The sequence below is a fragment of the Bacteroides sp. AF25-5LB genome, assembly GCF_003602965.1.
GTDB lineage: Bacteria > Bacteroidota > Bacteroidia > Bacteroidales > Bacteroidaceae > Bacteroides > Bacteroides uniformis.
In genome coordinates this window covers 1-17,721 of the sequence record NZ_QTMC01000017.1, presented here as the reverse complement: position 1 = coordinate 17,721, position 17,721 = coordinate 1, and the positions used below count along the sequence as shown (strand labels likewise).

The 17,721-nt window shown below is 43.1% G+C and carries 20 protein-coding genes, 1 tRNA gene and 1 pseudogene; 10 read left to right on the top strand and 12 right to left on the bottom strand.

The genetic code is table 11. The features are described 5' to 3' along the window. Positions 1–105: 105 nt before the first annotated feature. The gene (locus DWY57_RS16540) at positions 106–348 is read right to left on the bottom strand and encodes a hypothetical protein (protein ID WP_005828479.1); all 243 of its coding nucleotides are present in this window, start codon (positions 346–348) and stop codon (positions 106–108) included. A gap of 128 nt (positions 349–476) precedes the next feature. Here DWY57_RS16540 and DWY57_RS16535 point away from each other — a divergent pair, with 128 nt between their 5' ends. After that, positions 477–1,019, top strand: coding sequence for a hypothetical protein (locus DWY57_RS16535; RefSeq protein WP_117589786.1), 543 nt, complete (start codon positions 477–479; stop codon positions 1,017–1,019). A gap of 48 nt (positions 1,020–1,067) precedes the next feature. On the opposite strand, the gene DWY57_RS16530 is transcribed toward DWY57_RS16535, so the two are convergent. Beyond that, positions 1,068–1,475 carry a pyridoxamine 5'-phosphate oxidase family protein gene (locus DWY57_RS16530; protein ID WP_005835009.1) on the bottom strand — a complete coding sequence of 136 codons (408 nt, stop codon included), beginning with the start codon at positions 1,473–1,475 and terminating at the stop codon, positions 1,068–1,070. Positions 1,476–1,551: 76 nt separating this feature from the next. Next, positions 1,552–2,367: a helix-turn-helix transcriptional regulator gene (locus DWY57_RS16525; RefSeq protein ID WP_117599249.1), complete on the bottom strand. Its 816-nt coding sequence runs from the start codon at positions 2,365–2,367 to the stop codon at positions 1,552–1,554. Positions 2,368–2,494: 127 nt separating this feature from the next. On the opposite strand from DWY57_RS16525, the gene DWY57_RS16520 reads away from it, so the two are divergent. Both DWY57_RS16520 and DWY57_RS16515 read left to right on the top strand, forming a co-directional pair. Continuing rightward, positions 2,495–2,944 carry a hypothetical protein gene (locus DWY57_RS16520; protein ID WP_117966358.1) on the top strand — a complete coding sequence of 150 codons (450 nt, stop codon included), beginning with the start codon at positions 2,495–2,497 and terminating at the stop codon, positions 2,942–2,944. 234 nt (positions 2,945–3,178) lie between these two features. Beyond that, complete coding sequence (locus DWY57_RS16515; protein ID WP_005835016.1) at positions 3,179–3,388, top strand: winged helix-turn-helix domain-containing protein; 210 nt, start codon at positions 3,179–3,181, stop codon at positions 3,386–3,388. 705 nt (positions 3,389–4,093) lie between these two features. On the opposite strand, the gene DWY57_RS16505 is transcribed toward DWY57_RS16515, so the two are convergent. From DWY57_RS16505 to DWY57_RS16495, 3 genes are all read right to left on the bottom strand, one after another. Further along, positions 4,094–4,169: transfer RNA gene (locus DWY57_RS16505), tRNA-Lys, on the bottom strand. 95 nt (positions 4,170–4,264) lie between these two features. Further along, positions 4,265–5,380: an AI-2E family transporter gene (locus DWY57_RS16500; RefSeq protein WP_119962111.1), complete on the bottom strand. Its 1,116-nt coding sequence runs from the start codon at positions 5,378–5,380 to the stop codon at positions 4,265–4,267. 22 nt (positions 5,381–5,402) lie between these two features. Next, on the bottom strand, positions 5,403–6,008 hold the full coding sequence (locus DWY57_RS16495) for a thymidine kinase (RefSeq protein WP_005828444.1): 606 nt from the start codon (positions 6,006–6,008) through the stop codon (positions 5,403–5,405). 110 nt (positions 6,009–6,118) lie between these two features. On the opposite strand from DWY57_RS16495, the gene DWY57_RS16490 reads away from it, so the two are divergent. From DWY57_RS16490 to DWY57_RS16470, 5 genes are all read left to right on the top strand, one after another. Next, positions 6,119–6,703 carry a hypothetical protein gene (locus DWY57_RS16490; protein WP_119962122.1) on the top strand — a complete coding sequence of 195 codons (585 nt, stop codon included), beginning with the start codon at positions 6,119–6,121 and terminating at the stop codon, positions 6,701–6,703. A 13-nt stretch (positions 6,704–6,716) separates the two neighbouring features. Further along, positions 6,717–7,391 carry a 16S rRNA (cytidine(1402)-2'-O)-methyltransferase gene (gene rsmI, locus DWY57_RS16485; protein ID WP_119962110.1) on the top strand — a complete coding sequence of 225 codons (675 nt, stop codon included), beginning with the start codon at positions 6,717–6,719 and terminating at the stop codon, positions 7,389–7,391. A gap of 34 nt (positions 7,392–7,425) precedes the next feature. Further along, a complete protein-coding gene (locus DWY57_RS16480; protein ID WP_119962109.1) occupies positions 7,426–8,304 on the top strand; it encodes a hypothetical protein in 879 nt (292 codons plus the stop codon). 86 nt (positions 8,305–8,390) lie between these two features. Further along, on the top strand, positions 8,391–9,089 hold the full coding sequence (locus DWY57_RS16475; RefSeq protein WP_119962108.1) for a YjjG family noncanonical pyrimidine nucleotidase: 699 nt from the start codon (positions 8,391–8,393) through the stop codon (positions 9,087–9,089). Between the two features lie 52 nt (positions 9,090–9,141). Then, positions 9,142–9,807: a MarC family protein gene (locus DWY57_RS16470; RefSeq protein ID WP_008665785.1), complete on the top strand. Its 666-nt coding sequence runs from the start codon at positions 9,142–9,144 to the stop codon at positions 9,805–9,807. 128 nt (positions 9,808–9,935) lie between these two features. On the opposite strand, the gene DWY57_RS16465 is transcribed toward DWY57_RS16470, so the two are convergent. The 4 genes and pseudogenes from DWY57_RS16465 to DWY57_RS16450 form a co-directional block, all read right to left on the bottom strand. Next, complete coding sequence (locus tag DWY57_RS16465) at positions 9,936–10,148, bottom strand: hypothetical protein (RefSeq protein ID WP_243634709.1); 213 nt, start codon at positions 10,146–10,148, stop codon at positions 9,936–9,938. Next, positions 10,148–10,530, bottom strand: a pseudogene (locus DWY57_RS16460) (TonB-dependent receptor); the annotation flags it as partial. The pseudogene DWY57_RS16460 and the gene DWY57_RS16465, both read right to left, overlap by 1 nt. 64 nt (positions 10,531–10,594) lie before the next feature. Then, a complete protein-coding gene (locus DWY57_RS16455; RefSeq protein ID WP_120164410.1) occupies positions 10,595–11,185 on the bottom strand; it encodes a hypothetical protein in 591 nt (196 codons plus the stop codon). Positions 11,186–11,272: 87 nt separating this feature from the next. After that, positions 11,273–11,872, bottom strand: coding sequence for a hypothetical protein (locus DWY57_RS16450; RefSeq protein WP_120164409.1), 600 nt, complete (start codon positions 11,870–11,872; stop codon positions 11,273–11,275). Positions 11,873–12,130: 258 nt separating this feature from the next. Here DWY57_RS16450 and DWY57_RS16445 point away from each other — a divergent pair, with 258 nt between their 5' ends. Together DWY57_RS16445 and DWY57_RS16440 are read left to right on the top strand one after the other, a co-directional pair. Then, positions 12,131–12,364, top strand: a complete 234-nt coding sequence (locus DWY57_RS16445; protein ID WP_120164408.1) for a hypothetical protein — start codon at positions 12,131–12,133, stop codon at positions 12,362–12,364. Positions 12,365–12,390: 26 nt separating this feature from the next. Continuing rightward, entirely contained in the window at positions 12,391–12,651 is a 261-nt protein-coding gene (locus DWY57_RS16440) for a DUF3089 domain-containing protein (protein WP_119962104.1), read from the top strand. Between the two features lie 493 nt (positions 12,652–13,144). Here the strand turns inward: DWY57_RS16440 and DWY57_RS16435 are convergent, their stop codons facing one another. Together DWY57_RS16435 and DWY57_RS16430 are read right to left on the bottom strand one after the other, a co-directional pair. After that, positions 13,145–14,743 carry a RagB/SusD family nutrient uptake outer membrane protein gene (locus DWY57_RS16435; protein WP_117599254.1) on the bottom strand — a complete coding sequence of 533 codons (1,599 nt, stop codon included), beginning with the start codon at positions 14,741–14,743 and terminating at the stop codon, positions 13,145–13,147. Positions 14,744–14,763: 20 nt separating this feature from the next. Further along, positions 14,764–17,706 carry a SusC/RagA family TonB-linked outer membrane protein gene (locus DWY57_RS16430; RefSeq protein WP_117599255.1) on the bottom strand — a complete coding sequence of 981 codons (2,943 nt, stop codon included), beginning with the start codon at positions 17,704–17,706 and terminating at the stop codon, positions 14,764–14,766. Positions 17,707–17,721 lie beyond the last annotated feature (15 nt).

Here is a 17,721-nt window from a genome sequence, read left to right as displayed (position 1 = left end):
TTAGCTATCAGCCACTATAAGTTACGGGCTACAAGTTGTCCTGCATTATCATACTGCAGGACAACTTGTAGCCCGTAACTTAATAGTAGTCGGTAACTCCGTAGTTTATTTATAACTTAATTCTGCCTCTATTTCTTCGCAGACATCTTGTTCCAGGTTGAGCAGCTGATTGATTTCTTTTCGTTTTTCCAAATCCGTGAAATAGCTCTCCACTACTGCATAGATGTTGAAGCCGGTTGTGGAACCCGCAGCCAAATCCAATGACTCAACCATTTTCTCTACTGCTTGATGAATGCGTTTCTTACTGATAAAATGCAGTTCATTACTATGAATTAAGCTCTTTTCCATGATATTTTCTGTTTTAGTTATTGTAGTTATAACATTCTATCAAGCAAGTTAGTTCATGTAGATTGAACAGATTTGACAGTCGGTCGAATGATATTTTTCCTATATTTGCAAAAAATATAAACGCGGCAATGAAAGAATTGTTTATAAAAATACTCCGTTTTCTGATGTTTGTACTGGTCGTAGCTTTGGGCTGCATCGGATATAACATCTATGAAGATACGTTGGCTGCTGTGTGGATACCCGTAGGGGTAGGACTTGTGGTGGCAGTCGTTACACTTCCTCTATATAAAAAATGGATATGGCTGACAACGATGGAGCAAAAGGCAGTGAATATATTGTGTCATGTGGTGTGCGTGGGTGTCATCAGTTGTTCGCTTTTTCTGGTAGGAAATTATCAGATGGCGGCTCCTGCTTCGACAAAGGAGGTGACGGTCACCGTACTTGAGAAGCTGATAAAAGAACATGAAAAGAGACGTAAAGTAGGCAAGCATCGTTATGTGTCGGACGGAGTACGTAAGGAGTATTACTTAAAGGTGGCTTTCGAGGATGGAGCGATAGAGACCTTGCATGTTTCCACAGCCACATACAACAAAGCACGAAAAGACAAACCGAAAGTCTTGACTTTGCAGAAAGGAGCTTTCGGATTGCCGGTGATAACGAAGGGGTTATAGTTCTAATTCCCCCATGCAAGACATCAGATGAGGAACAGAATGCTCTTCTTAAAGATTTCTGCGTACAAAATGTCCGTCAATCCAAATGGTGGCATGGTGCCCTTTGAATTTCAGTAATACATAATTGGGATCTGTCGGGCCTTTGCTGAAGTGTGCGCTGAACCACTCTTGCCACATTTCCTGCTTGGTGGCTTCGTCTTCTATAATCTCCACTTCACCGGTGAGCACTACGCTGTTTCCTTTTTCCTGAAAGCACAAACCAGCTTTCGGATTGGCTGCAAACTCCTTTGTTTTAAGACTATCTTTGCCGGTTGCCAACCATACGGTGGTGGCCCCTTCCGACTTGATGTTGCTCATTGGAACGGGGCGGGGATATCCCTCTTGGTTGATGGAAGTGATGACGACGGTTTCGCATCTTGCCAAGATTTCTGCTGCTTTCTCGATTAATGTTGCCATATTGGATGTTTTTATTGATTTGATTGCTGCAAATATAGGCATGGTAATAGGAAGAGCTATTGTAAAAAATCGACTTTTATGTTTTCACATAACTCAAAGTCCCTTCTTCCAATGGAGCGGAAGTGAGAAGCTGGCTTGGCGTGTTGCCGGACATCTTCTTGATTTCTTTTGAGAGATGGGAGACATCATAATATCCTGCTTTGATGGCAACGGACAGCAGATTGTCGAAAGAGGTACTCCGCAACAAGTCTACAACATGTTTGAACTTCATAATCCGACTGTACTCTTTGGGTGTAAGTCCGGTGTGCTGCTTGAATTTCCGTTCGAAATGGCGTTGGCATAGGCAAGTCTCCTCCGCTAACCGGAGGAGTGACAAGTCACCCTTGCATCGGTTGATTTGTTGTATGGCGAACAGCATGCTCCGTTCTGCTTTTGGACTGTATCGGCATAAGGCTTGAAACAGGAAGTTTTCAATAAAGACCAGGTGCTCTTGAATGGTTCCCAGTTCGCCCAGTCTCTCTGCAAAAGAGTGGGTAAAGAGGCTTGTAAGCTCATCGGCGTTTAACCGCAAGTTGGTGAGCTCCTGCAAAGGGAGGTCCATGAAACGAAGTATTCCGCAAGGCAGAAAACGGATTCCCAGCATATGGACTGTTACCGTATGGGTCACTAATTCGGAATATTTGGTCATGGCTCCAATGAAGTAGGTATGGTAGGGCTGCATAACGAGGCTGTCGTGTACGGCCTTAGGGGCTTCACCCAACGTGAATATAAAGTCTGTGCATCCGTCCGGCAGGATGTTGATATGCATGCCGTATCCGGGTTGTCCTTTAAACTCCCAATATTTGTCAATATAGGGGGAGAGCAGGGGGCTGGGATGATATTCTTTGTACATAGGTTGTAAAGATAGGAATAAACTTCGAAGATAGGGAAATCCCTATGTATAAATAGAGAGAATCACGGAAAAGGAGGTTTTTATCATACTACATTTGCTGTATGGATAAATACTAAAACTTTCTATTATGAAAAAGATGTCAGTTGTTTTAGGCTTGTTACTCGCTGTCTTGGTGACGGGCTGTGGCATTTATGAGAGCTACGGGTTTGATTATAAGCAGTTGAGCAGCATTGAACGTGGTATGAGCTTTAAAGAGGTGTGTACCATTTTAGGAGAGCCTGCATTTAGAGATTTGAATAAGGAGGGAGAGGCTTGGACATTCCGTGCTTATACTCCTGCGGGGTGGTCGGCTGTCAAGGTGTGGTTCAAAGACGGAAAAGTGGACGAAATGAAGAGCTATCTGGATGATACTTATCCGGTTACCACTTCACGGGACAAGAGTTTCATGGACGAGAAAAAAGAATCTTCCGACAAGAGTAGCGAAACAAAGGTAATAGTTTCGCCGGAAGGGAAACATTACATCAAAATGGGCTCGGTAGTAGTCACTCCCGAAGGCAAGCATATAATAGTACCTTGATTATACCAGCATAATCGTTTCCGGATATAGTATAATGTGAATATACCTTTCTATAAAGTGCTGATATTTATAAAGTTCTATATTTTTTGCAGATTTTAGGTATATGTAGTTCAAAGAATGTTATCTGAAATGAAAAGAATGGGCAATGTTTGTCATTGCTCTGTCTTTATCTTATATTTGAGTAGATAATATAGGATATCATTTTAAGAAAGGAACTAATAATAAGATAATAATATGAAGAATATTGAGAAGGCGACCAATAATATGAAAATGGTATATTCCATTCTGTGCAATCTTAAGAAGTGTACAATCTTTGAATTACAGAAACTGACGAAGTTCAGGGATGTGGATTTGTGTTTGGCCTTGGGGTATCTGCTGCAGAATAACCAGATTTATCAGAAGCGTATTGATAACATGGTTTACTATGGAGTCGTCGCAAAATGAAAAGATATACAATAGGTTTACCACACATTTTGCTTACATGCTTGCATGGCGCTTTCTAATTGTTTGTTATACCGCGTTTTACGGTATGTAAGCAGACGCTATGCAAGTATGTAGGCAAACTTTGCTTGCATGCTGTTTTTTCTTGTGCAAATGGCTGGTCTTCTTTCCGCAAAGAACGGCTCTTTCTTCTACTAAAAGCTTATTAATGACTATTGTGCACGGTTGTGATGCAGTTTCTTCACTATTGTGGTACGGCTTCTTCATGCTTGTGGAGAAGCAGTACCACAATAGTGCGCATATCTAACTGTCATTTACTCAGTGGACTAAAAAACTATATTTGAGTGATGAAAAACTGATAAATAGTCTTTCATTGGCTGTGTATGTACCTTCAAAAGAGTGATATGGCAGTGGATAATGTTCATGTCTTACAGTTTTTCAGTGAAAGAAATCATGAATATTGGGATACTTGAAAAATAAGTTTCTCTTTTGCACGCGAATTAGAAAACCAAAAGAGTTTTGTAATCCTCATCGGAGGGGCGTAAAAATACCGGATAAGATGACTGGGTAAAACCAATCATTTTCATTGTGCTTCTGTTTTGTGTTCTGAAGTATCGGTATGATTATAAACTTTCCAACCAACTCATTACGTAGCAGATGCCTTTAAAAGAAAAAAGCAATTATCTATTTCAGATAACTGCTTTTCTTTGGTGAACCGCTTGGGGCTCGAACCCAAGACCCCAACATTAAAAGTGTTGTGCTCTACCTGCTGAGCTAGCGATTCAGACCTTATTGCTGTTAAGCGGGTGCAAAGATAGATACTTTTGTTTAAAAAACAAATGGATTAAGGGAAAAAAGTTTTGATAACGACTTTTGTTTTTACTCTTCTCGTTGATTATCAGTCTGTTCAAACTTATGAATTTTTTCTCTGTTTATGATGAAACGTTGATAGTAGGAGAGCATAAGGGTGGTGAGCGGAAGTGCTATAATCATACCCAGCATCCCCATCAATGAGCCCCAAATCGATAAAGACAGTAGGATGATGGCAGGGTTCAGGCCCGTAATTTTCCCCATGACACGCGGTACGATGAATCCGTCTTGAATGGCTTGTGCTATGATGAATACCGCAAGGGCCGATGCAATGATAATCCAGAAGTTTCCTCCCGTATCCGCTGCTTTCAGTATGGCCAGCACGATGGTAGGTATAAAGCCGATAATCTGCAAATAAGGTACTAGGTTTAAAGCGCCGATGAACAAGCCGAGTCCAATGGCCAGTGGGAAATCAATAATCAGAAAGCCTATACTGAACAGAATACCGACACACAATGCCACGAATGCTTGTCCGCGGAAGTATCTGTTCATGCCGTCTTTCACATCGTTCATTACATTGATTACGAAGGGCCGGTATTTCTGTGGTACCAGGTGGGTCCACCCTTCGGAAATGCTTTCGTAATCCAGCAATATGAAAACTATATAGAGAAGAATGAGGAAGAAAGTGAAGAAACTGAACAGCAGATTGACGGATTCTGACAACAAGGACCAGAGCCGGGGAACGGTTTCCTTGATGGCGTTCAGCATATTCTCTTCCTTGAACAATTGGGTGACGAACTGGGTGTCTATGTTCTCACGAAGGAATTCAGAGAGTGTTTTGGGCACATTGCCGTCGTGGGTTCCGTTGGAAAAGTAGTCTATTACCAAATCTTTTACCCTGACGAATTCGTCCATCATGGGAGGCACGAGCAGATAGAACGCGGCTCCTCCTGCAATCAGAATACTGAACAAGGCGCAGAAGATGGATATGACCCGGTTCTTGAGTCTTAATCTGTACTGGAAGAAGGTGACCAGGGGGTATATCAGATAGGCTATGAGCCATGCGATGAAGAATGGCAGCAATACGCCGCTCAGACGCTTGAAGAGCATAAGGATGCCGATAATAATGACACCGAGTATGACACCGCGGATAAAACTGTCGAATGTAATCTTTTTGCGTTCCATAATGCTCTGTTTTTTGTATTCGTTAATGACCGCTTTCCTTTTGGTCGGCTTGGATGGCTTGCTGATAGCACTCCCGGCATAGCGGTTCATACTCTTCGGTTTCCCCCAGCAGTACTTGTTTGTCGTTCTTGACGGTGCGGTGGGAGAAAGAGGCGAGTTGTCCGCATTTCACACAGATGGCATGTACTTTGGAAACTTCGTCTGCAATGGCACACAGTCCCGGCATAGGACCGAATGGAATACCGCGGAAGTCCATATCCAGTCCGGCTACAATGACGCGTATACCATTGTTGGCAAGCTGGTTGCATACATCAATCAGGCCGCTGTCAAAGAACTGGGCTTCGTCAATGCCCACTACATCTATCTCTGAAGTGAAGAGCAGAATGCTGGCAGACGAGTCGATGGGAGTGGAGGCTATAGAATGACTGTCATGCGATACTACATCGGCTTCGGAATAACGGGTGTCTATGGCGGGCTTGAATATCTCTACGCGTTGTTTGGCAAATTTTGCCCGTTTCAGTCTCCTTATCAGCTCTTCGGTTTTGCCGGAGAACATAGAACCGCAAATGACCTCAATTCTTCCCCTGCGTTTGGTTTCCTGTATATGATCTTCTGAGAATAATACCATGCTTTCGAGTGTTATATTTAAGCGCAAAAGTAACACTTTTGTTTGCTTTCCGATATTTTTTCATTATTTATTTCTACATTTGTAGCGTTAACACGGACTGTGTAAAGGATATGCAAACCTTATTAAATGACATAGAATTAGATATTCAGGAATTGAAATGTTTGATGCAAGCCATTTCAAGTGATACCAATCCGACATTGAGGATTGTGGCAAAACGGAATATCCAGCAGATGAAGGTACGCTTGGAGGCGTTGCAAGAACTGCTTGAGGAGGCGCCAACGGCTGTTGTGCCGCCCCTGGAGGAAATCCCTGCTGTTACTGCTCCTTTGGCCGGACCGGTTTCTCCGGTTGTACCGGTCGTCCCTGATACAATGAAGATGGTATGTGAGGAACCGGAAACAGTTCATACGGCTGAAGCGCTCCAGACTGTTGTAACTTCGGCATCTCCTATTTTGGCAGAACGTATCAAGCCTGCCAAGGATTTGAGACATGCCATCAGTCTGAACGATTCATTCCGTTTTGTCCGCGAGCTGTTCGCAGGCGATACTGCACGGATGAATGAAGTGGTACGACGTTTGGGTGAGGCCCCTTCTTTGGACAAGGCTATGGATATTTTCGTTTCGGAAGTGCAGCCGGATGAAGAGAATGAAGCCGCCGTCGATTTTATGGAACTCCTCAAAAAATATTTCAGCTAAACAACCGATAAGTATGGGAAAACTTTATGTAGTGCCTACCCCGGTAGGGAATTTGGAAGATATGACATTCCGTGCTATCCGGATTCTGAAAGAAGTGGATTTAATATTGGCTGAGGATACACGTACTTCCGGCATATTGCTGAAACACTTCGAAATAAAGAATGTGATGCAATCTCACCATAAATTTAATGAACATAAAACGGTTGAAAGTGTTGTTAATAGAATAAAGGGGGGAGAAACTGTAGCTTTGATTTCGGATGCAGGTACACCGGGTATATCCGACCCGGGCTTTCTGGTGGTCAGAGAGTGTGTGCGCAACGGTATCGAAGTGCAATGCCTGCCGGGAGCGACAGCCTTTGTACCGGCATTGGTGGCTTCCGGACTGCCGAATGAGAAGTTCTGTTTTGAAGGTTTTCTTCCACAGAAGAAAGGAAGGATGACCCGCCTGAAGGCGTTGGCCGAGGAGCGTCGTACCATGGTGTTCTATGAGTCTCCCCACAGATTGGTAAAAGCTTTGACGCAGTTTGCCGAACATTTCGGTGCCGGACGTCAGGCATCTGTTTCGCGGGAAATCTCAAAGGTGCACGAAGAAACGGTGCGTGGAACGCTTACAGAATTAATAGAACATTTCACGGCGAACGAACCGCGCGGTGAAATTGTGATTGTAGTAGCAGGAATAGACGATTAAATAACTTCATTAACCAAACGTAAAACGAAAGCGTATGAAAAAGTTAGCAGTTTTAATTGTATGCGCGGCTGTAATGGCTTCGTGTGACAGCTTCTCTGGTGGCAGTAAGAACCAGCTAAAAGCTGAAAATGATTCTTTATTGATGGAACTGACTCAGCGTAATGCTGAATTGGACGAGATGATGGGTACTTTCAATGATATTTCAGAGGGATTCCGCCAAATTAATGCAGCGGAGAGCCGTGTGGATTTGCAACGTGGCGCTGTGGCAGAAGGCTCTTTGAATGCCAAGCAGCAGATTGCGTCGGACATTGAATTTATCCGTAAACAGATGGAAGAGAACAAGGAGCAGATTGCCAAACTGCAATCTATGTTGAAGAACAGTAAAAACAACTCTGTCCAGTTGAAGAGAGCTGTAGAATCTTTGACTCAGGAGTTGGTGGCAAAGACCCAGCGTATTGAAGAATTGCAGGTTGAGCTGGCTTCCAAGAATATCCGTATCCAGGAACTGGATGCTGCCGTGACCGGCTTGTCTAGTGAGAAGGAGGAATTGACTGCCGAAAATGAGGCGAAGGCCAAAACCGTTGCCGAGCAAGATAAGGCACTTAACACAGCTTGGTTTGTGTTTGGCACAAAGAAGGAGCTGAAAGACCAGAAGATATTGACAAATACCGGGCTTTTCAAAAAAGGCCAGGTGCTGAAAGATTCTGATATCAACAAGGACTACTTTACACAAGTGGATATCCGTACGACAAAAGAGATTAAACTATACTCCAAAGATGCTGATATCTTGACCACTCATCCTGCTGGCTCTTATGCGTTGGAGAAGGATGATAAAGGACAGCTGACTTTGAAGATTACAAATCCGAAAGACTTCTGGAGTGTGTCCAAGTATTTGGTAATTCAGGTAAAATAACACTGTTATAGACTGATACAGAACGGACGCAGGTTATTGGAATTGATAATCTGCGTCTATTTTTATATATCCCTTTCCTTTAAATTATGGCATCCCAATATAAGAACCTGTTTTTTGACCTGGACGATACGCTTTGGGCATTTTCCCTTAATGCACGCGATACATTCGAAGAGATGTATCACAAGTATGATTATGACCGTTTCTTCCGGTCTTTCCAGCATTTCTATACGCTTTATCAGCATCGCAATGTAGAGCTGTGGGAAGAATACGGCAGAGGGCAGGTCAGCAAGGAAGAGTTGAACCGCCAGCGTTTTCTATATCCTCTGGAGGCAGTAGGGGCGGGGGATGCTGCTTTGGCCGAGGCTTTTTCTGATGATTTCTTTTCGGTCATTCCCACAAAAAGTCGGCTGATGCCGCATGCTTATGAGGTGCTGGAATATTTGGCGGGGAAATATAACCTCTATATTCTTTCCAACGGCTTCCAGGAGCTGCAATGTCATAAGATGCGTTCGGCAGGTATCGACCGCTTTTTTAAGAAGATTGTTCTCTCTGATGACATCGGTATCTTGAAGCCCTGGCCCGAAATCTTTCATTTTGCACTTTCTGCCACACAATCCGAGGTACGTGATTCTTTGATGATAGGCGATAGTTGGGAGAATGATGTGGCAGGAGCCAAAGGAGTGGGTATGCACCAAGTGTTTTATAATGTAACCGGGAAGGAAGAACTGCCTTTTCAACCGACTTATCATATCAGTAATCTGAAAGAATTGATGCAGATTTTGTGACATTGAAATTTTTAATTGTACTTTTGTCTGCAGAAACGTATATTATACAGCTATGGACACAATCTTACCTTTCGCTCTACTTTGTTTTACCTCCTTCTTTACGTTGACAAACCCTCTCGGCACCATGCCGGTGTTTTTGACCATGACGCATGGAATGACGGACCGTGAACGGCAGTCGGTAGTATCGCGCGCCACGTTGGTTGCCTTTATAACAATTATGGTCTTTACGTTTGCAGGGCAGTTCCTCTTTAAGTTCTTCGGTATCTCTACCAATGGTTTCCGTATTGCCGGTGGAGTTATTATCTTTAAGATTGGCTTCGATATGCTGCAAGCCCGTTATACCCCAATGAAGCTGAAAGACGAGGAAATCAAGACTTATGCCGATGATATTTCCATTACTCCTCTTGGAATTCCGATGCTTTGTGGTCCCGGTGCCATAGCCAATGCCATTGTGCTGATGCAGGATGCCCATACCATTCAGATGAAAGGAGTTCTTATAGGAATGATTGCCTTTATTTATCTGATTACCTTTTTCATATTGCGTGCTTCCACGCGGTTGGTCAAAATCTTGGGTGAGACGGGAAACAATGTGATGATGCGCTTGATGGGACTTATCTTGATGGTTATTGCCGTTGAGTGTTTTGTCAGCGGAGTGAAACCGATATTGGTGGATATATTGAAAGAAGGAGGCATACCATCACTGGCACACCTCCTCTAAACACTTTATTTATAAAAACACATTGGGAGAATTCCCAAGTTTCTTTAGGCTACTATTGATTAATAGCCTGGATTTTGTTCCATGTTCGGATTGGCATTGATTTCACCGACGGGAATCAACGGGAGCGCTTATATGTCGTTACGGATGTCTGCCGCGTCGGTCAGGTTGCCACTTTCTGCTGCCTGAATCAGACGGTTGGTGCGTGCTATGACTACATAAGTCATCTGCCATACGGCTGTTGAGGTGGTGAAATTGTCGGCAGTTGTATATTCCATATAGTAGTAGAAGTTTGCTCTTCCACTTCCACCGTTATATTCATATTGGATATCTTCCCCTCTCATGATGTAATGGTCAACTCAAAACCATAGTTCTTCAGTGAACCGATGTTTTGCGGAGTGGTATATCCGTAATCGCCATCATAATATCTGCCGACTTGTGATACGGGGAGGTCGTATATAAGGTCACTGGTTTTGCGCTGATAGTAGTCGAATGTTACGGAGATACGGTCAATGAATGAAAAGTCGAGACCGATATTCCATGTTTTGTTCTTTTCCCATTTCAGGTCCGGGTTTCGAAAGAGTTGATGTAAGAGAGCTGGGTTTGTGTATTCAGCTGGTCATTACGATTGACAATACGCTGCATGGCACCATCCGGAGCGCCGTTGTTTGAGCGTCTGTCCCAAAGAACATCATTGGTACCTTGTGCGTAATCATAAGCAAGCTTTATGGGAAACAAACTCTCTTTACTCCAATGGGGATTGCCGGACGATCCACTGCTTTGTGGCAAGTCACACGAACATTCTCGTTAATGCCACGTGCATTGCCGGAAATGTAAGGCATGTCAATGGAAGGAATCCACTATTATTATATTCCATAGATGTCATGGGAAGAACAAAATAGCTAGAATTCTGCGCTTCTATAAAAGGAAAATTCTCTTCATACACTGCCGTGCTCAGTTCCAGCATATATTCAAAATCTTTACGGCTCATCTCTATTTGTTTGTCAAAAGGTAAAGTTTTGTCCAGTTTCCAAATAGCAGTACAATCCATAGGATATAAAGGATTACCTTCCTGATCGAGAACCACAAGATACATGTGCCCGGGTATCTTTACTAATTCAATACTTAGTCCTACGCTCAGGCAAAGGCTTGCCATTGCACAAGTTTGTGTGGTACAAAAAAACTGGCCTTTATTAAACATTTCGGCAAAAGTAGACAGGTGCGTTCCCTCAAAAGAATATACTACTCCATATTTATTCATCAACCAATAAAATGCAGCCAATTGCTCCTTGACATATTCATTTCCCCACTGATAACCCAAAAATCCATCTCTTATGTTTGGGATATCATTTATTGCTTCCAGTTTCAGCTTATTTACCATAGGATTATTGGGTGAAACATGACCAAAGAAAAAAGGCTCAAAAGACAAATAGCATATTTCATCACCTTCTCTAATAGGATATTCACCTCAATCGAACGTTTTCAAATAAGCAACATAATCCTTATCATCTTGATTATCCAGCTCCCAATAAAAAGAGTATATATCTTCTTGAAAGGGGGATACATTAAATTGTTTGGAATATTGACAAATTATATTTCCTTTCATTCTGATCTCCCATTCCATCGTAATAGGCATTGCTGACTTTATGGAAGAAAATTTTTCATATTTCCATTTGATAGGAAAAAACATTTCGATACGCTCGTCTCCAGTTGTCAGCATGGATACCGTTCTCTCTTCATTGAGGGCTGAAGCTTTCGTTGTCACATGGATTTCTTGCCCGGCAGCCGGATTATCAAAGACAAGTACCATATCTTCAAACCGGTTTCCCATTTTATAATATTTACTGATACTTGGAGCCGGATAAGCAAAAAGTGGCGAGATATAATCATATCCCCTAAATGCGGCCCAACTCTGCGATAATGCTTCTACATGCAAATCTCTCATTGAAATTTCTTCGTTATCAGCATCTTCCATAACCTCAATATAATAATTCTTCTCACAGGCTGTTAAGCAGACCGCCAAACACATCCCAGTCAATATCCGGGAGAATAAATTTGTTAATTTCATATATCTTATATAATTGTATAAAGCAAGAAACTGTCTTAAATATCTCTACTCGGATGAAACCCTCGATCCGGAAGCAGGCGAGAATATTAAGGGAGAGTTTCGCGATATTTACGATCGTAAGAAATAGTCTATGAAACAGGTAATTTGCAGTGCATTTTACTTCTTGTTTGCTTCGTTTGCGGATGTGACAAGGTACATACAGGAAGCAGGAAAGTAGCAGTCTTTGTTCCGGCTGCTCCCGATTATAATGAATCGAAAATGTGGTATGTCGAACGCAACGACCAAGGCGACGGCGTTGATGTGTTTTACATTCCTTCTGCTTGGAAGTTTGACTGGAAAACATCTGACAGCTTTGTTTCTCACTATGCAGACCCGTCTTTACCCGAACATCGTGTACACATGGAAACCGAAATGGCCAAGGTAGCTGAATATATGGCATTGGGAAACAACTTCTATTCTCCTCATTATAGGCATATTACCCTTGATTTATAGGCTACACTCAATGAAGATACCATGACGTGCAGATATATGGATGTGTCTTTCAAAGATGCAACAGCAGCTTTCTCCACTTCCTCATAAATTATAACCAAGCTCGTCCGTTTATTCTGGCAGGATTCAGCCTGGGTGGAAAGTCGGTTGTAGAATTGATGAAGCACTTGTCTGAAGAGGAACGTAAGCGGATGATTGCCGCATACGTGTCGGGATATAAGGTTACTCTTGCTGATGTGGAGAAAGCGCCGTGGATTAAACCGGCAACAGACTCTATTGACACCCGGTAGGTGCTTTGGGCTTTCGTCTTGCCGATCTGAGCCTTGATGTTCTCCAGTTCCCAGTTCAGCCGTCTTGCCTCCTCGGGTTTGCCTTTGTTACAAAATTACTATTTATCGAGTTGTTTTAAGCTATGAAGAATAATGCAAACAATTGAAAAAAATAACCGTTTATATTGCCTGTTTTAGTAGGAAGAAGGCGCATCGGTAAGACCTCACTTTTATTGAAGTCAATGGATGAAAGACCGATATTGTATTTTTTCATTTTATGAATTGGTGGAAATTAAACACAATCCTGAGCGGATAGATTGGGGGATATTGAAGAAAAGCCACCCATTTCGCAATGAGTGGCTTCTTAAAAACACTTTATTATGAAATTCCGGTATGTTCAACCGGATGGATCATCATAATTGCCGCATTATTATTGTTGGGCTAATGCAGCTTGATTAGTCTGTACAGATAGCGCTTCTGTGTCATTTTTCCGTATAACACGTCCTTTGAAGTATTAATTCTGGTCGCTCGGAGAAAGCTGAGAATTATTCTCTATTTCAGAGAGAGGTAATTGGTAAAGGAACGGCCTATCTTCCTGGTTATAACGGAACTTACCGGCAGAGAAGTGATTATTATTTTCTGCACCCCAAGTTTCGTCTGTACGATCTACAGGAATATTCAAACGACGATTATCAATATATTCCAAACCTTCACCCCAGAACTCTACACGTTTCTGATAAATGATTTCCTCTATCAGGTCAGCCTTGTTCGTGAAAGTGTAATTATAATCGGGCTGGCGGGTCTTCATAAAGCTATTCAGTTCAGTCACTGCTTCAGCAGAACCCTTGTGAGCCAAAGCTTCCATTTTTATCATGTAAGCTTCTTCTGAACGCAGGTAAATATAATCTCCCAGTTCCCATCCGCTGAACACACCGGCCTTGATGTTATCACGACCTGTACCGATAAATTTTACGGCTTGGTATTCCACGGCAACTGGAGACTGAGTGTCACGAATCAATGTTATACGATTACCGGAATCATCTGTTACACCTGTAGAACGGTCGCAGCAGAACCATTGCAGACGGATATCAGTATCCGCGATACGGTCTACTAATGGCTTAAAGGCAGCGCGCCATACACCGATGCCGGCATAACCATCGCCATAAGTATCCATCTGCGAGAAGAAAGACATATAAGTTGTACTATTGTCTGCTGTAACATCGCTACCGAATACTACATCCGGCAAGCTGATATTACTGAATCCTTGGAGTATCTGGTCTTCACTCTGCAATATAGGGAAATTATCAATCACCACCTGCGCATACTTTATCGCCTCATCCCATTCATGGATAACCATGTTCGCACGAGCCAAATGCATAGCTACCACGCAGCCATCCATATCAGTGGGTGAGGAAGTACGCGTCATATCCAAATTCTTGAACAAGTCGAAAGCAGTGGTAAGGTCACTCTTGATTTGTTCATAGATTTGGGCTACAGTAGCACGTGGCTGGTCACCTTCCGTATCCTCTGTAATAAGCGGTACACACGGAGACTGGGAGAAGTCATATTTCTCTCCACGGCCCCATTTCGTTCCATCCGCACCGGTATAGTAGGAATGCTGGTATAAGTAAGTCAGTTGTAAGTAGGCGTAGCCACGGAAACCAAGGGCGATGGCACGATATTTCAAATTGGCGGGATCTTCACTGCTGGGGTCAATCAGCTTGAGGATGTTGTTGGCATTGGCTATGACACGATAGTACTCTTTCCAACGGTTGTTGGTCGGAGTATAGTTCTGTTGCCAGTAATCCAGCAAATAATGATACATACTCATAGCGAAACGTCCGGTCATAATCATATCGTTGCCCATCAGCGATGTTAAGTAATCAAAACTCTTTTGACCGAAATAGTTGTGACTCATATTGACGTCAACATACTGTTGCATATCAGTATACATACCTGCCACAGCAGCTGAAAAAGCCTTATCAGGATCTTCCTGAGCCACATTGCCCAGTTGGTCTTCAGTCAAATAAGCGGTAACATCAGCATCTTCAATGCAAGATGTAAGCAGGCCCCCGACAAGAAGCACCTGCATCATATATTTCATTATCTTCATATACAATTTTATTTTTTAGTTTAGAATGTAAGGTTGATACCTCCGGAAATCACACGCATCGGAGAATAGCCTCCATATTCATTATCAGAACCAGCCATTGCCACACGAGGGTCAAATCCCTGACGTTTGGACCACAAGCCGAGATTATCTGCCGTAGCATAGATACGCAGTTTCTCAACACCCAATTTCTGCATCAAGTTCTTCGGCAATGTGTAGCCCAAAGTGATGTTACGGATGCTGAAGTAGCTGGCCTTTACCAGATTGAGGTCTGATTGCTGAGTGAAAGAGTTGGAAGCATTGTCGGCATTCCAAATAGGAAGTGAACCTTGACCGGTCTCAGGGTTGAATGTTTTCCACATATCCTTATTATGACCTACGTAGAATGAAGAGCTCATGCCGGACAGATAAGAGTAGTCATAAGCATAGCCACCAATCTGGAAAGCCGTTGCTATAGAAAGGTCAATTCCCTTGTAAGAGAAAGTAGTGCTCAAACCACCGTTGAAATCGGGCAGCGCAGATTTTCCAATGAAGTAGCGGGTTGCGTCTGCATAAGTGGTGGTGGTAGTACGGCCTGTCACTTCCCCTTTCTCGTTTGTCTCATCCATGTACCACATGGCATTTCCTTTTTCGTCCATGCCGGCATACATATAAGTATAGTATTCAAAGCGGCTCTTACCTTCGCGCAGGTTGAACGGACCGGAAGTGATACCATTTTCACGGTTTTCTTCGGGTAATGTCACAATACGGTTCTTGTAGTGGGAGCCTACGAGCGATACCGTCCACTTCAGGTCAGACTGATTGAAGATATCCACATTCACTTCAAACTCTATACCAGTGTTCTTCATCGCACCCAGATTTTCCCAGTTATACGGCCGTCCGGCTGTAGAGAAAGCTACGGGACGCTTGAAAAGCATATCGTCCGTACGACGATAAAAATATTCGAATGAACCGTATACTCTATCGAAGAGACGGAAATCTACTCCCACGTCAAAAGTCTTCTGCTTTTCCCAGGTCAAGTCCGGATTACCGTAGAATTCCGGTGAATAACCCAGCTCTGAACCATTCCAAGTAACTGTGTATTGGTCTTGATAAGGCGTGTACACATAGGCATAGTCATATTCCGAAAGGATGCTTTCATTACCCTGGGTACCATAAGATGCACGCAGTTTCAAGTCGTTCAACCAAGAATTTGTACCTTCCATGAATGCTTCGTTGGAAATACGCCAAGCAGCACCTACCGACCAGAAATTACCCCAACGGTCCAAAAAGCGGGAAGTACCGTCGCGACGGAAAGCGGCAGAAACGTAATATTTATTGCTATAGTCGTAGTCTGCCATACCGAAATAACCCTCGATGTTATGGTTTGCCGTGTAGCTATTGATGTATTGCATTTGTCCACCGTTGTCCAGTTCCGGATTGTTCGGATTAAAGAAGTTGGTCTTCTGTCCTGCCAAATACTGATATTCATACTTGTAGTACTCGTGACCTATCTTGGCCGACAGGTGGTGGTTATCGCCAAATACATTGCTGTAAGCCAGAATCTGGTTGAAGTTGGTAGTCGTAGTGTTGTAGCTTCCTTTTGTACCACGACCACCGAAAGACTGTCCGTCACCGATGAGCGGAGTGTAGAATACTGTCTGGCTACTGTTCGTGAAATCATAACTATAGTTTGCTGTAAACTTGAAATTCTTCAAGAACGAGATTTCCAGATACGAGCGTGAAGTCAGATTATTGTACACAGTTTCACGAATATCCTCTTTCATATTGGCTATCACATTCTGGTTAGTAGCCGTAGGACGTTTAGATGTACCGTCTGTTTCACCATTTCCGGCATCATACATGGGGCTTCCATCCTCATAATATTTCATGTTACCTTCTGCATCATAGGCATGAACCGGAAAGATAGGAGCCCAAGAACGTGCTACTTCGAAAGGATTGGAGGCAGCTCCGGCATTCTCTTGTACACCATTCTGAGTTGCTTTGGAATATCCTACATTGGTACCTACCTTCAACCAGGATTTCAACTGGGAGTTAACGTTGGCACGAGCTGTAAAACGCTCATAAGAAGAACCTAACACATAAGAGTCATTATCCAGAAAGCCCATAGATACATAAAAATCTGTACGGTCATTACCACCCGATGCAGATACATTGTATTCTTGGCGGAAGGCATTGTCGAACAAGGCATCGGCAAACGAATCATTATAACGCAAACGTGCATTGGGGTTAAGTTTTCCATCAGGTGTTACTAAATATTCTCCTTGCGGGATGATATATGCATTGTAATTACCCAGTTCGCCCAGTAAATCCTGACTGGCTGCTAAATTAGAGTCTTCAATGGATTTTCCAGCCGCCCAATAGGTATTACGAAGACCATACCAAGACAAACGATAGAACTCTTCCGGATCAGTAGCCATATCATAATCTTTGTACGCACGCTGTGCCACACCCCAGGTACCGTTAAAGTTGATGGCCACCTTGTCTTTGCGTCCGGTCTTGGTAGTAATCATGACCACACCACCAGCTGCGCGGGAACCATACAAAGAGTTGGATACAGCATCTTTCGACACGTTCACTGAAGCAATGTCCGTAGGGTTGATGTCCGACAACTTACCGTTGAAGGGCACACCATCTACTACAATCAGCGCATTGTTGCTGGCTGAAATAGAACCGATACCGCGCAATACGATATTGGCATCTTGTCCCGGCTGGCCGGAAGAGCTTACAACCTGCAAACCGGCCACAGCTCCTTCTAGTGCATTGGACACGGATGTAGCTTGTGAATTACTGATAATCTCATTCTTTACACTGCTGATAGAGCCCACCAAATCTTGTTTGCGTTTAGTGCCATAAGCCACTACTGTTACTTCATCAAGTATCTCTGTATCAGGCATCATAACCACTTTTACGCTCGGTTTGATTACCACTTCTTGAGTCTTCATACCGATGTATGAAATCACCAGAGTTTTCGCGGAACT